Here is a 13568-nt window from a genome sequence, read left to right on the forward strand (position 1 = left end):
GCTACCGATGTATTGTTGAACGCGAAATGTACAGCAAAGATCAACACGCCCTAGATAACACGCATATATTTTAGGGGCGTGAACTACGCTCTTATGTTCATTGGAAACGCTCCGAGTGTCCTAACTCGATGTAAAAAGATTGTGAGGCCTGCTGCCATCAATGAGTCTGCTTAGACTTGTTCCCATTCTGGCGTTGAGGTGGATGAGAGTTTGTCTTCATTATCTGCAGCCATATGTTGCTGTCTGAGCAAACTTATCGTTAGGCTTATTGGCATCGGCTTATAAAAATAGAAGCCTTGGATATAGTCGACGCCCAGTTTAGACAAGATGTTCACTTGGGATTCGTACTCAACCCCTTCGACGATGACTTGCATACCTAAGGTGCGGGACAACTGAAGCATGGACTCCAGCAAAGGGATACCAAGGCTTGATTCGTCTGAAATGTTTTTCACAAACACGCGATCGATTTTGAGAATGCTAAACGGGAACTGTCTCACAAAGTCTAAGCCCGCATAGCCCGTACCAAAATCATCAATCGCAACTCTTACGCCCATATTCGATAGTTTAGTCAGGTTGTCTTTAATCTTAACCATATCGGCATCAGAACATTCACCATCCTCTGTGACTTCAAAAACCACCTGTTTGAGAATGTCTGGGTTCTTCTTGTATATATGACTCACCTTGCTTGCGAAGTTGCTATTTGATAGCACATTCCGGCTTATGTTGACGCTGACATACCTTGATTGAAACAGGTGTTGGTTGCTGTTGATCATGGCTAATACTTCACGTAACACGAAGTACGTGAGGTCTTCTATTAACCCTAAGCTTTCTGCAAGAGGGATGAATATTGCGGGAGAGACGTTACCTTCAATTGGGTCATGCCACCTCAACAGAGACTCACAACCGACTATTTCATGAGTATTATGGTTAACGATAGGCTGCAAGTGGACATGCAAGTGATCGTTTCTTAGCGCATCAGATAATGAATACTCTAAGCTTCTGTGGTTTTGTTTATTGTGCCTGATAGACACGGCGATAATTGTCGCGATTCCCGCAAATAGGAAACCGAACCAAGAGTAACGTAAGAGGTAATTAAAGTAATATTGATACCCAATATATGAGGTAACGGTTAGTGGGTATTTATCAGAAACAATGACTACTTTCTGCAAATATGTCCCTTCCTTTGGTAAGGATATGTTTTTATCAATTACTTTTACTTTTGATTCGATACCAAAATTGGATAGATTTCGATTTACTATGTCGTACAGGAAATGAGGAGGGATCATTAAGCTAATTCCCGCATTATCTTCGTTAGAAGAAATGAGCATGATGGAATTGACTTTAGTGATCGCAGCATTGGTATAAGACAACGTGGTCATGTTTGGATCGGAATTCAAGCGCTCTCTGATGGATTTAAAGAGACGGAATGAGACGTCACCTTCTGTTGTTGAACAATAAAATTGGTCATTTTTATTAAACAACGCCGCTTCTTTAATCCAGTCGGTATCAAAAACCGTTTGTCTCAGCCGAGTAACCACGGACTCGCATGATTGCCCGTGCTCAACCTCAGTCAAAAAGTAATCGAATTGAGATTGAATGTGCCTCAGTTTTTGCTCTAGTTGTTTGGATGAGTCTTCAGTCAACGTTTGGTAATGAAAAGGCGTAGCCGGAATGAGCATTGCCATTGATATACAAAAGGAAACAACGAAGCATAAAGATGTTTTAGCAATATTCGGGTAATTGATATCCATAGTTGGAGTAAGACTACCGATCTAAGTGAGCATTCGATTTAATTTATAAATTTAACGATTAGGTAGCAAGGAAAATGATAAATATTGTGAATAAACGCATGAATTATTGATAAAGATAATGTTTTTTCGATTTTACCAGTAACATATTGATGTTTAGTCGATTTTTCTTTGTGGGTTTTACTTGGTTTTGCAGTACTAATACGAATAAAAGATATTTATAACCCTATAAAGACTAGAGTTATATACGATTGGGATATTGAAGGAAATTGACTCAATAACCTGTGTTTCAGTTAATCGAAACATGTCGCAAATTTATTGATGACAGAATCAAGGATTTTTATGAAAAGAGTGATAACACTGTTCGGTTTGGCTTACTTCTCGTGCTCTGTGCTCGCTGTTGAAAAGACAGTCGATTGCGAGAATGCTATGAACACGCTAGAGATTAATCACTGTGCGGCAATTGAGTTGGAATCTGCACAAGCGGAACTGGATAAATACCTTGCAGCGAGCTTTGAACACAATGCATATGATGCGGAGTTGGTTAGTTCAATCAAGGTGGCTCAAGACAGCTGGCAGGCGTACATGTCGGCTCATTGTAACTCTGTGTACACCCAATGGCGTGATGGTTCAATACGAGGGGTTATGGCGCTTTCCTGCAAGACAACGTTAACCAAGCAGCGCACGCATGAAGTGTGGGCAAATTTCTTAACCTATATGGACAGCACGCCTCCCGTTTTACCAGAGCCTAAATTAGCGCCGTAGGCAGGTTTGAAATGCGTACAGGACTGTGCTCCTGCTTCAACCTTTGGCGTGTGAATAAGAAAGTGATAGGGGATTGTCTTACTCTGTCGTTCTTAGTTTCTAGTTCTTAGTTTCTAGTTTGAAGTATTAAAGCTTGAAGCGTTACAGTTTGAAGTATTACCTAGCAAGGATTCGATTTTGAATAATGTCAGCATCACCCTTATTCAGCTTGAGGTTGAATACAAAAACAAACAAAAGAACATTGAGTCGGTCTCTGATCTTTTGGAAGCGGAGTCGACAGTTGGGGATATCACTCTGTTGCCTGAATTGTTCACTACAGGATACATTTTTAACGATGCTGAAGAAATTCATGAACTGGCTGAAGACTTCAACGACAGTACTACTATTGATTCATTAACTCAGATGGCAGCGAAGCATCACACCTTGATTGTTGCTGGTATTGCAGAGAAAGATAGCTGCCAATATTACAATAGCGTCGTGGTGGTTGATGGTTCAGGTTTACTTCATAAATACAGAAAAGTCAGTCAAACCAAATTCGACAAACAGTATTTTTCACGTGGGTGTGAGCTCCTTACATTTGAGCTCAAGGGCTTAAAGTTTGGTGTTGCGATTTGCTTTGATATTTGGTTCCCGGAGATCATGAGAGCGTATCAGTCGGTCGACGTTATTCTGCACCCGGCCAACTTTGGCGGTCACCACAGCTTTGCTATTGCTCAAGCAAGAGCTTTAGAAGAGGGGTGTCATGTCGTGACGTGTAATCGCGTTAGGCAGGATGTGGTTGATGCGTTTACCGCGACTTATTGTGGTAGCAGTAGAACCTATTCACCAAAGGGAGACTTAATGCTTCAGCTCAACGACAAGCAATCTGTAGAAACTGTGAGTATTCAAGATCCCTCGATTGCGCCGCAATACAATGGTATTGATGTCGAAAATGAGATCCAGCAAATAACCGCCCTGTTAAACCGTTAGACCGTTAGACCGTTAAATCGTTAGAACAAAGACTAGAGCGACATAAGATCGAAAAACGCAAAGTGATTAAACCTTGCGCTTTGGTTTGAGAGTGAATTTTTTTAAGTTTTATCATTCATTTGAGTCTGGCGCTCAATCGAATTAACCGCTTTCATCCGCTGAGCTTGATGTATGTTGACCGTAAGTCGATTGAGCAGCTTTTGCAGCAGTTCAATATCAGGCAGTTGCTGGTCTTTTGCTTGCACTTCTAGCTCTAATGCCTGCTTAGAAAGCATGTTGAGACCTAAGTTTAACGACATACCTTTAATGGAGTGCAGGGTGCGACATAGTGGCTCTAACTCCTTCGATAAATAGTATTCGATGACTCGATCAACAGACTGTTCGAACTCAATAATGGTTGAATCGATAAGTAAGCTGAATCCTTCCGTGTCGTCTTTAAGTATGCGTATTACTTCTGACTGACTTATCTCTTCTTCTGTTAATCTCAGTGTTTCAATTGGCTTGCGATGAAGTTCGACGATGTTTTCGATGTCACTCGAGCCTTCGGTTTTTATTTGCTTAGGTAATCGATTCGAAAATTGTTGCAGGGCGTCGAAAAAGCTCTCTTGTTGTAGAGGTTTAGTCAGAATATGGTCGACACCGGCTTGAATGAAGTTGTCATGAGCTTCACGGAAAACATCGGCCGTGTAGGCGAATATCAAGGTGTCGAGTTTTAGTTTCTCGCGGATGTACTGAGTGGTCTCGATCCCGTTCATTTCCGGCATGTGATTGTCCATCAAGATCAGTTCGTATTGATTGGTTTTGAGGCGTTCAATTGCCAATTTGCCATTCTCCGAAAGATCAACATGATGGCCGAGCTTTTCACAGAAGCCTTGTGCCACGATCGCATTAATACGATTGTCTTCCACCAATAAAATACGCAATGAATCACAAGTCAGGTTTTCTGTATTGATTACTGGTGTGACGATATCCCCTGTTTTTCCTTCTTGCCATGCGATAGGTAGAGAAACTTGGAATTTTGTGCCAAGCCCAACAGCGCTCGTCAGTGTTATTTCACCATTCATTAAGTTGACTAGATTCTTAACGATCGCGAGGCCAAGCCCCGTCCCGCCAAACTTTCTTGTGGTTGAAGTGTCAGCTTGTTCAAACGAATTAAAAATTTGCTCGTGTTTGTCCTTTGGAATGCCAATACCCGTGTCTGTTACCGTGAGAATAAGTTGGTTGTTTGGTCTGTTGAGATCCGCTTGAATGGATACGTGACCTTCTTTAGTAAATTTGGTCGCATTACCGCCCAAGTTGAACATGATCTGACGTAATCTTGCACAGTCTCCGATCAGCTGGATGCTTGTTGGTATATTATTTTCGATTAACAGGCGAATGCCTTTTTCATCGGCCAAGGGTTTAAGCGCGCTACGTACAGGTTGTATTACTTGGACAAAATTAAAGGGTGCAAAGTCTAACTCAAGTTTATTTTCTTCCACTTTCGAGAAATCTAATATGTCGTTGAGTATCGTCATTAAATGATGGCCAGAATCGAGAATGAGATCGATGTTCTCTTTTGTTTCCGGCTCTTGGGTTTGGCTGGCAATGATCTGGGAGATACCAAGTACTCCATTCATTGGCGTTCGAATCTCGTGGCTCATAGTCGACAGAAACTCGCTCTTAGCCTTTACCGCCGCTTCTGCTTTGGTTCTTTCTTCGACTAACTCGTGATTTTTCTCTCGCATTTCGCTGTCATTTTTTACGAGGTTTGTTGTCATTTTTTGAAAGCTTTGTGTGAGGAGAGCCACTTCGTCTTGGCTGTCGTTCTTTGAACCAAGTTCGAGAGTCGCAGCGCCTTGTTTCAAATGGCCAGCGGCAACTTGGTTCGCTGCTTGAAGTAGAGTGTGTAATCTTCGTTTTATTCGCTTGGACGACCACGTAGCGACAAGGAGTGAGATAAACACCGAAAACAGTGTTCCCAGAATGAGTACATAACTGGTTTGATTGGCTGAGCTTTCGGACTTGGCGACTCTGACACTGATAAGTTGTTGTTCAATTTCAATAAATTGAGCAATCTCTTGACGGACCTCATCAATCAGCTTTTTTCCGGTTTGCTGCTGAGTGAGATAGACAACACTCTGCATTTCAGCTTCACCTGTGTTCACGAGGTTGCGCTGCATGATCTCTTTCTCTCCTGATTTTTCTAGCCATGTGTTGTGGATAGCATCAATTCGATTAAGGCGTTCTACTTGAGGTGGGTTGTCACTCACTTGAGTCTCAAGGGTTTGAATTTTTTGAGGCCATACATCAAGTGCTAAGTAGTAGGGTTCTAAAAACACGAGGTCACCGGAGATCAGATAGCCACGCTGAGCTGTTTCCATGTCTACTGTTAGGCTGAGAAGTTCTTGAGCCCGAGCGATGGCTTTGTGTGTATGAACGACCCAATTATTGTCTTTCACAATATTTCGGGTGTTGTCATGAACAGAAAAAGCAACGATAAGCATCAAAGCGATAGGAATAAAAAAGCTAACCAATAGCTTCTTCTGTAGGGATATGTTGTCAAACCAACCCGCGATCATAAAACAGCGCTCTCCATGTCGATGTCATTTCATTGTTAGTGTAGATGATAATGAGTAGCTAAGTGCGTAAATAGTTGCTAAGCGCGCAAATGCATACGTTGGGGATGTAAGTCCTGCATATAAAGGGTATTTAGGGAGCAACTAAAAGTCGTAATTATGTACCAAAGACAAAAAAGCTAGCCCGAATAAGCTAGCTTTCAACTGTATCATGGGCAGGTTGAGCCCTAAATCGCTTTTACGCTGCTTCGCTCTACAAGAGTCGGTTCTAGTTCAACGACTTGCGGGTAGGCGTCTGGCGTTTGTAGTCGGCTTAACAGGGTATCGACCGCCGCTTTACCTAAACGGTGCTTTGGCTGGTGGATTGTGCTTAAAGCGGGTGTCATGTACTTAGATAAGTGGATGTCATCGTAGCCAATGATAGACAGGTCATTTGGAATCAATGTGCCATCTTGAGCTGCCGCATGAATCACACCCATCGCCATCATGTCGTTACTAACGAACAAAGCCGAAGGCATTTGACCACGAGCTTTCAATGTTTGGTAAGAATCAAAGCCACCATCGCATTCGAAGTTGGATTCAACAATCCACTTAGGGTTGATCTCTAAATTCGCTTCTTCCATTGCTTGCTTATAGCCTTGATAACGAGAAGAGGCTTGGTTGCGATGCAGTGGGCCAGTAATACAGCCAATATCCGAGTGACCATTATCGATCAGGTGTTTGGTTGCCATGTAGCCACCTTGATGCGAGTTGTCTTGGATTTTATCACTTGCGAACAGCATTGGACCCCAGTCCATTACCACGACAGGCAACTCTGGGTAGCGCTCGAACACATCGATATGTTGACCTTCAAGCGTTGAACACATCAGCATCAAGCCATCGACACGCTTTTGCAGCAAGGTATCGATAGAGGATTTCATGCGTTCGCTATCGCCTTCGGTGTTGCATAGGATGAGGTTGTAGCCTTTTTCGTAGCAACGACGTTCAACACCTTTCACTACTTCACCAAAGAATGGGTTGGTAGAGGTGGTAACCAACATGCCCAAGGTTTTGGTTTGCTTCATTTTTAAGCTGCGAGCTAATGCAGACGGCGCGTAGTTGAGTTCTTTGGCCGCACTGTTAACACGCTCAGCAATCTCTTCACTGACAAAACGTGATTTGTTCATCACATGGCTCACGGTAGACGTTGAAACCTTTGCAACCCGAGCGATGTCTTTCATTGTTGCCATATAAAATCCTTGTGGGAATCACTTTTCCACGTTGGGCGATATTCTGCCTGAAAACAGGGGCTTATGCTTGATATTTGTTGTTACCGAATTTGAAGGCTTACATCCGTTAACTACGGTTTAGTTCAGGAGTTAACCCTTCAAATAGGTATCAAGCTAAGCAGACAGTTGCTCTGCCAAAAACGCATCGGTTTCAGCGCGGCTTGGAATCGATGTTTGAGCGCCAAAGCGAGTCACTGAAATGGCAGCGGCAGCGTGAGCAAACTTAATCGCGCGTTCTAATGGCATGTCTTCAAGCAAGCCAGTGACTAATGCGCCGTTAAAGGTGTCACCAGCAGCGGTTGTGTCCGTTGCTTCAACACGGAAACCTGCGATTAATTCACCTTCGCTAGCTTTATTACCTTGACCATGATGACTCACCCAAACGCCTTTCGCGCCTAGCGTGATCATTACAGTCTCGATGCCTTTAGCATGCAAAGCCAAAGCTGCCTGATGAGCAGATGCATTGTCCGTCACGGTAATGCCCGTCAGCACTTCTGCTTCTGTTTCGTTTGGTGTGATCACATCAACACACGCCAATAGTGTATCTGATAGAGGACGAGCAGGAGCCGGGTTAAGAATCACTTGCGTGCCGCTCTCTTTTGCTACTTTTGCTGCGTATTCAATGCCTTCAATTGGCGTTTCAAGTTGAGTCAGCAGGTATTTAGCGCCGCGAATCTTCTCTAGATGCGGTTCGATTTGGTCGCAAGTTAGCTCGTTGTTGGCTTCCGCAGAAAGACAAATGCTGTTTTCGCCCGTTGCTGATACTTGAATCATCGCGATGCCTGTCGGCGTGTTGTCTGCAACGATCACGCCGTCGATGTTGATGCCGTCTTTAGCCAAATCTTGACGAATATTGATACCAAATGGGTCGTCACCGACACAGGCGATGAAGCCAATGTCTGCGTTTAATCTTGCTGCCGCTACGGCTTGGTTTGCGCCTTTGCCGCCAGGGATGACCTGATAGTTACCGCCAATCAAGGTTTCACCCGGACGAGGGAACGAAGGAACTTGCAGTACGTGGTCAGCGTTAACGCTACCTAAAACAATCAGTTGAGTCATGATACGAGCCTTATGATATATCGTATTTGAAAATGCATGGGTCTTTCTCATTACGTAAATTGCTCGCCTTGTTAGACGGCTTATGAGAAACAGCGATGCACTGTCGGTTTTTTTGTTTTTTTTTGAGTCGCAAGTTAGTGAGCTAATGAGCAGGGAGATAGGGGACTCCCTGCTTAATTAGATCTCAGCGTTAAACTGAATTACTTAGTAACAAACAAGCTTACTTAGCGATGATTTTTAGAGCTACTGGTACGTACTCGTCTACTGTCTCGCCTTTCAGTACTTTGTCTGCTATTTCAATACCTAAAGAACCGATTAGGTCAGGCTGTTGTGCAACCGTTGCGCCTAGTAGGCCGCGGTTAACAGCAGCGATACCGTCTTCAGTGCCATCAAAGCCAACGATCATCACTTCTTTACCTGAAGCTTGAACGGCGCGAAGAGCACCTAGTGCCATTTCATCGTTTTGAGCGAATACCGCCTGTACATCTGGGTTAGCAGCAAGCAAGTTTTCCATTACGTTCAGACCTTTAGTACGGTCGAAATCAGCAGGTTGGCTTGCAAGAAGCTCAAGGTCGCTGCCGTTTACTGCGTTCATGAAGCCTTCGCCACGTTCACGAGCAGCCGATGTACCCGCGATACCTTCAAGTTGAATTACTTTCGCTTTCTCGCCCACTTTTTCCATGATGTAGTGACCCGCCATTTCACCGCCAATTACGTTATCAGAAGCAATGTGGCTCACTACGTCACCACGGCTTGCACCACGGTCTAGTGTTAGTACAGGGATGTTTGAACGGTTAGCAATGCGAATTGCGTTAGACACTGCGTCTGAATCTGTAGGGTTAATCAGGATTGCCTTAACACCACGAATGGTTAGATCTTCAATGTTCGAAAGCTCTTTGCTTGGATCGTTTTGAGAATCAAGAACGATAAGCTTGTAGCCTAGCTCTTCTGCTTTCGCTTCTGCGCCATCTTTCATGGTTACAAAGAATGGGTTATTCAGTGTAGACAGAACGATTGCCATTGTATCTTGCGCCTGTGCAGACACAGATACTGTTGTAGAAAGAAGGGCAGCAGAAATAAGAGTCGCTAATTTTTTCATGGTGTAAGTCCTTTATGTAGGGTGAGCTAGGTTGGATAACCCTAGCTCGTTGTTACATTATTTATAGATTTAATGTTTATAGGTTTGTTACTGATAGATCTTTTTATTAAAGGTGCTTTTTCTATGGGTTTTCTATAGATAAAGCAGGGTGTTGCATTGACTCAAACTAGAGTCTTATTTGTTTTTGTTATCGACCAATACTGCCAGAAGAATAACCACTGCTTTTGCAATCATTTGGTAGTAAGAAGATACGTCTAATAGGTTTAGGGCGTTGTTTAGGAAGCCGATTATCAGTGCACCAATCAATGTACCCATGATGCGACCACGACCGCCCGCTAAGCTTGTGCCGCCAAGAACCACGGCTGCGATGGCGTCTAGCTCATAACCCATACCTGCGGTAGGTTGAGCCGATGACAAGCGAGAGGCCACGATGATGCCAGCCACTGCAGCTAGCAGGCCACAGATTGCGTAAACGCCGATTTTCACTTTGTCTACGTCGATGCCTGATAGGCGAGTTGCTGATTCGTTGCCACCCAGTGCGTAAACGTAGCGACCAAAACGTGTGTGGTTTAATAGGTACCATATTGCTGCGAACACCACGACCATGATCCATACTGGAACTGGGATGCCCATTGCGTAGCCTGTACCGAACCAAGCGAATGCGTCTGCTGTGTCAGTGAAGCCTGTTGAGATAGGGCGACCGTCGGTGTAAACCATGGTTACGCCGCGAAGTAGTGTCATGGTTACAAGCGTTGCGATGAAGGCTTGAACTTTACCCTTGGCGATAATCACACCACTAATAGCACCTAATGCTGCACCAGCTACTAGAGCGGTTGGTACTGCGATCATGACAGGGATTTCCATGCCAATCATGCTGGCTGCGAATGCACCACAAAGCGCAAGTACAGAGCCGACACTCAAGTCGATACCCGCGGTTAAAATAACCAGTGTCATACCTACTGCGATAATCGCGTTAACCGAGGTTTGACGCAGGATATTCAGAATGTTGTCGACAGTAAAAAAGTTTGGGTTTAAGAAAGAAACGACAACAATCAGGAAGATCAAAGCAATCAATGACTTTTGATCAATCAGCCATTCTTTGCTGATTAACGGTTTTTTCTTTGGCGCTTCAGTTTCAGTTGTTTTGCTCATGGTTTTAGTACTCATGCTGCGTCCTCGTTGATCTTTTTACCGACCGCACACGCCAGTAATAATTCTTGGTTTGCTTCTTTAGCATCAAATTCACCGCTTACACGGCCTTCATGCATCACCATGATGCGGTCACTCATTCCTAACACTTCTGGCATTTCAGATGAGACCAAAATAATGCTCATGCCATCGGCTTTAAACTTATTAATGAGTTGGTAAATCTCTTTCTTAGCACCGACATCGACACCACGCGTTGGCTCATCGAGAATCAATACTTTTGGTTTTGTCATCAAGCCTTTAGCGATAGCCACTTTCTGTTGGTTACCACCAGAAAGGTTGCCAATGATTTGCTCGCGAGTCGGGGTTTTGATGTTGAAGAGCTTGATGAAGTCATCCACGGCGATCACTTCGTCTTTATGTTGGATTTGACCGCTCTTTGTCAGTAGGTCAAGTGAACATAAAGACATATTCTCTTTCACTGAAAGCCCTAGAACTAAGCCATCGCCTTTACGGTCTTCAGAGATGTAAGCAATGCCATTCGCCAAGCCATCTTTCGGGCTTACCGGGTTGATGGTTTTGTTTTCTAGGTTGATGACGCCGCGTTCACTTGGAAGGGCACCGTAAATCACTTTCATCAGTTCGGTACGACCTGCACCCATTAGGCCAGATACACCAAGAATCTCGCCGCGCTTTAGAGTAAAGCTCACGTCATGAACACCAGAACCAGTCAGGCCAATCACTTCAAGGCAGGTTTCACCGTGGCTCTGTCCGATACGTGGATATTGCTCGTCCAGTTTACGGCCAACCATCATCTCGATTAGGCCATCTTCGTCGGTGTCTTTTACTTCACATTGTCCAATGAACTTACCGTCACGAAGCACGGTGATGTCATCACAAATCTCAAAGATCTCTTTCAAACGGTGAGAGATGTAAACAATGCCACAGCCTTCATCACGTAGTTCGTTAATTACTTTAAATAGAGACTCAGTTTCGGTATCGGTTAGTGCATCCGTTGGCTCATCCATGATGATGACCTTAGATTCAAACGATAGGGCTTTCGCTATCTCTACCATTTGCTGCTCACCAAGGCTTAGCTGACCTAAAGGAGTTTTTGAACTGTGTTTTACGTTAAGGCGTTTAAGTAGCTTGTCCGCTTCTTGGTACATTTCGTTCCACAAGATACGTCCCATGGTGCCTGTGATTTCACGACCTAAGAAGATGTTCTCGGCGATGGTTAGCTCAGGAATTAGGTTCAATTCTTGGTGAATGATACTAATGCCAGCTTGTTGTGAATCACGTGGTCCTTTAAATGCTGCGGGTTTACCTTGGTATGCGATAGTGCCGCCGTCCAAGTGGTAAATGCCGGTAAGCACTTTCATCAACGTTGATTTACCTGCACCGTTTTCCCCCATTAACGCCATTACGCGCCCTGGGTAAACGTTGAGGCTTGCCTTATCTAGTGCTTTAACACCTGGGAAGGCTTTCTCAATTGAGCTAAGTTCTAAAATGGCTTGAGTCATGTCGGTTCCTTTACTCGGGGCCAGTTGTATTTGATTGTTCTGCATAAATATTGCTTGGTTCAGTGATGACACTGAGCTGTCGTTGCGCTTAGGTTCAAACGCTGAGCTTGAGTTAAAAGGTTACGCCAGCTTGGAAAATAACATTTGCGTATGGCGTGCATTCGCCAGTGCGAATAACCGCGCGGCTGTCATGCGTTCGCTCTTTGAATTCTTCATGAGTGATGTAAGTAATCGAAAGCGATTTGCCGCAACGCGCTTCTTCTGTCTTAACTAAATCAATCAGTGCAGCGTGATGGTCTGGGCTTACTTTCGCAAACTCTTCTGCAATCACAACGCCTTCAATCTGAGATTCATCCAGCATGGTTTTTACTGTTTGCTGAAAGCTCGGAACACCATGAGTTAAGGCAAGATCAATACGAGTTACGTGATCTGGAATCGGCAAGCCCGCGTCACAAATCGTGATTTCATCTGTGTGGCCAAGAGTCGCCACTAAGTAAGAGAGTTCAGAATTAATTAGAGTACTTTTTTTCATATCACGACCTATCGAAAAATAACGTTTAATGGGTTGAGAACAACTCAAGAAAAACCATCGAAACGTTTCGATAGTGATAATAGTGTCTGATTTATCATTTGCACTCTTCACTTTGCTAGAGTGTGATAACGATCATCGAAACGTTTCGATGCGGCGTTTTTTAGTGATCTTAATCAACGCCATTGATTGCATAAATACGTTCTCAATGGAGATATAAAGAGTGCGCTACGGCTTGTTGCCCATACAGTTTTGACACAATGTAATGTCGCTTAAATTTAATTAAGTAGGGTCAACCGACAAAATGTAGCCAAACTTGGTGATTGTGGTTATCTGAATGTCTGGTGTTCTTAAACGCGTAAAAACATTACGCAGATTATAGATGACGTTAGCAAGTATGTGAGGAGAAGTGAGTTCCCCTTCCCAGCACATATCAATAATATCTTCCCTAGAAACGGGATCCCCTAGATTTTCTGCCAGTAAACAGAGCACCGAAAGTAGGTGAGGGCGTAAAGTGATTTTATTCCCCTGTTCATTAGTAATCGTTCGAGAGTCAGTATCAATGATTAAGCCGTTGAGCTCTATTGTGTGGTTCATCGTGTTTCTATTCGTCTTATTCTGAATGGTTGAGATTGAGTTAAGTCGCAAGCTACTAAAGCGTGTGGATTATGCAAAATCACGCCACTCTTGAAAGTAAGCTTGCGTAAGTGCCAGGTGAAAAAACATAAAAACCGGATGATTTGAAAGGGGATGGATTGTTAGAGTTAATGCGGGATGTTTTTTATTTCTTTTTTATTCAGTGATTTGTTGTGTTTTAACTGATTCTGTTGACTGGGATTACAAAGTGATTATATTTTTATTTATTTTTTTGTTTTATGTGAGCTTATCCTGCTTGCGAATTCGA

Annotated in this window: 11 protein-coding genes; 2 read left to right on the top strand and 9 right to left on the bottom strand. The window is 43.7% G+C overall.

Going from position 1 to position 13568, the window contains the following annotated elements:
* Nucleotides 1-170: 170 nt before the first annotated feature.
* On the bottom strand, nucleotides 171-1751 hold the full coding sequence (locus AB6C75_RS12445) for an EAL domain-containing protein (RefSeq protein WP_029222188.1): 1581 nt from the start codon (nucleotides 1749-1751) through the stop codon (nucleotides 171-173).
* 339 nt (nucleotides 1752-2090) lie between these two features.
* Here AB6C75_RS12445 and AB6C75_RS12450 point away from each other — a divergent pair, with 339 nt between their 5' ends.
* Nucleotides 2091-2513, top strand: a complete 423-nt coding sequence (locus AB6C75_RS12450; RefSeq protein WP_372107908.1) for a lysozyme inhibitor LprI family protein — start codon at nucleotides 2091-2093, stop codon at nucleotides 2511-2513.
* A gap of 177 nt (nucleotides 2514-2690) precedes the next feature.
* Nucleotides 2691-3482, top strand: a complete 792-nt coding sequence (locus AB6C75_RS12455; protein WP_372107909.1) for a carbon-nitrogen hydrolase family protein — start codon at nucleotides 2691-2693, stop codon at nucleotides 3480-3482.
* A gap of 101 nt (nucleotides 3483-3583) precedes the next feature.
* Here the strand turns inward: AB6C75_RS12455 and AB6C75_RS12460 are convergent, their stop codons facing one another.
* The 8 genes from AB6C75_RS12460 to AB6C75_RS12495 all read right to left on the bottom strand — a co-directional run bounded on the left by AB6C75_RS12460 (nucleotide 3584) and on the right by AB6C75_RS12495 (nucleotide 13261).
* On the bottom strand, nucleotides 3584-6043 hold the full coding sequence (locus tag AB6C75_RS12460) for a CHASE3 domain-containing protein (RefSeq protein WP_372107910.1): 2460 nt from the start codon (nucleotides 6041-6043) through the stop codon (nucleotides 3584-3586).
* A 224-nt stretch (nucleotides 6044-6267) separates the two neighbouring features.
* On the bottom strand, nucleotides 6268-7269 hold the full coding sequence (locus AB6C75_RS12465) for a substrate-binding domain-containing protein (RefSeq protein WP_004730338.1): 1002 nt from the start codon (nucleotides 7267-7269) through the stop codon (nucleotides 6268-6270).
* Nucleotides 7270-7422: 153 nt separating this feature from the next.
* Nucleotides 7423-8367: a ribokinase gene (gene rbsK / locus AB6C75_RS12470; RefSeq protein ID WP_372107911.1), complete on the bottom strand. Its 945-nt coding sequence runs from the start codon at nucleotides 8365-8367 to the stop codon at nucleotides 7423-7425.
* A 220-nt stretch (nucleotides 8368-8587) separates the two neighbouring features.
* Nucleotides 8588-9466 carry a ribose ABC transporter substrate-binding protein RbsB gene (gene rbsB, locus AB6C75_RS12475; protein WP_012600805.1) on the bottom strand — a complete coding sequence of 293 codons (879 nt, stop codon included), beginning with the start codon at nucleotides 9464-9466 and terminating at the stop codon, nucleotides 8588-8590.
* A 174-nt stretch (nucleotides 9467-9640) separates the two neighbouring features.
* Nucleotides 9641-10633, bottom strand: coding sequence for a ribose ABC transporter permease (gene rbsC / locus AB6C75_RS12480; protein WP_372107912.1), 993 nt, complete (start codon nucleotides 10631-10633; stop codon nucleotides 9641-9643).
* Entirely contained in the window at nucleotides 10630-12135 is a 1506-nt protein-coding gene (gene rbsA / locus AB6C75_RS12485; RefSeq protein ID WP_009844906.1) for a ribose ABC transporter ATP-binding protein RbsA, read from the bottom strand. Before rbsA ends, rbsC begins: the two co-directional genes overlap by 4 nt.
* A 112-nt stretch (nucleotides 12136-12247) precedes the next feature.
* On the bottom strand, nucleotides 12248-12667 hold the full coding sequence (gene rbsD, locus AB6C75_RS12490) for a D-ribose pyranase (protein WP_009844907.1): 420 nt from the start codon (nucleotides 12665-12667) through the stop codon (nucleotides 12248-12250).
* 279 nt (nucleotides 12668-12946) lie between these two features.
* The gene (locus AB6C75_RS12495; RefSeq protein WP_017099336.1) at nucleotides 12947-13261 is read right to left on the bottom strand and encodes a winged helix-turn-helix domain-containing protein; all 315 of its coding nucleotides are present in this window, start codon (nucleotides 13259-13261) and stop codon (nucleotides 12947-12949) included.
* Nucleotides 13262-13568: the final 307 nt, after the last annotated feature.

The organism is Vibrio sp. 10N.237.312.B06, assembly GCF_041464685.1.
GTDB lineage: Bacteria > Pseudomonadota > Gammaproteobacteria > Enterobacterales > Vibrionaceae > Vibrio > Vibrio tasmaniensis_A.

Bases quoted from the DNA above. Each gene is read 5' to 3' on its own strand.
- AB6C75_RS12465 (WP_004730338.1), bottom strand. From the start codon at position 7,269: ATGGCAACAATGAAAGACATCGCTCGGGTTGCAAAGGTTTCAACGTCT.
- AB6C75_RS12450 (WP_372107908.1), top strand. From the start codon at position 2,091: ATGAAAAGAGTGATAACACTGTTCGGTTTGGCTTACTTCTCGTGCTCT.
- rbsA (WP_009844906.1), bottom strand. From the start codon at position 12,135: ATGACTCAAGCCATTTTAGAACTTAGCTCAATTGAGAAAGCCTTCCCA.
- rbsD (WP_009844907.1), bottom strand. From the start codon at position 12,667: ATGAAAAAAAGTACTCTAATTAATTCTGAACTCTCTTACTTAGTGGCG.
- rbsK (WP_372107911.1), bottom strand. From the start codon at position 8,367: ATGACTCAACTGATTGTTTTAGGTAGCGTTAACGCTGACCACGTACTG.
- AB6C75_RS12495 (WP_017099336.1), bottom strand. From the start codon at position 13,261: ATGAACCACACAATAGAGCTCAACGGCTTAATCATTGATACTGACTCT.
- AB6C75_RS12445 (WP_029222188.1), bottom strand. From the start codon at position 1,751: ATGGATATCAATTACCCGAATATTGCTAAAACATCTTTATGCTTCGTT.
- rbsB (WP_012600805.1), bottom strand. From the start codon at position 9,466: ATGAAAAAATTAGCGACTCTTATTTCTGCTGCCCTTCTTTCTACAACA.
- rbsC (WP_372107912.1), bottom strand. From the start codon at position 10,633: ATGAGTACTAAAACCATGAGCAAAACAACTGAAACTGAAGCGCCAAAG.
- AB6C75_RS12460 (WP_372107910.1), bottom strand. From the start codon at position 6,043: ATGATCGCGGGTTGGTTTGACAACATATCCCTACAGAAGAAGCTATTG.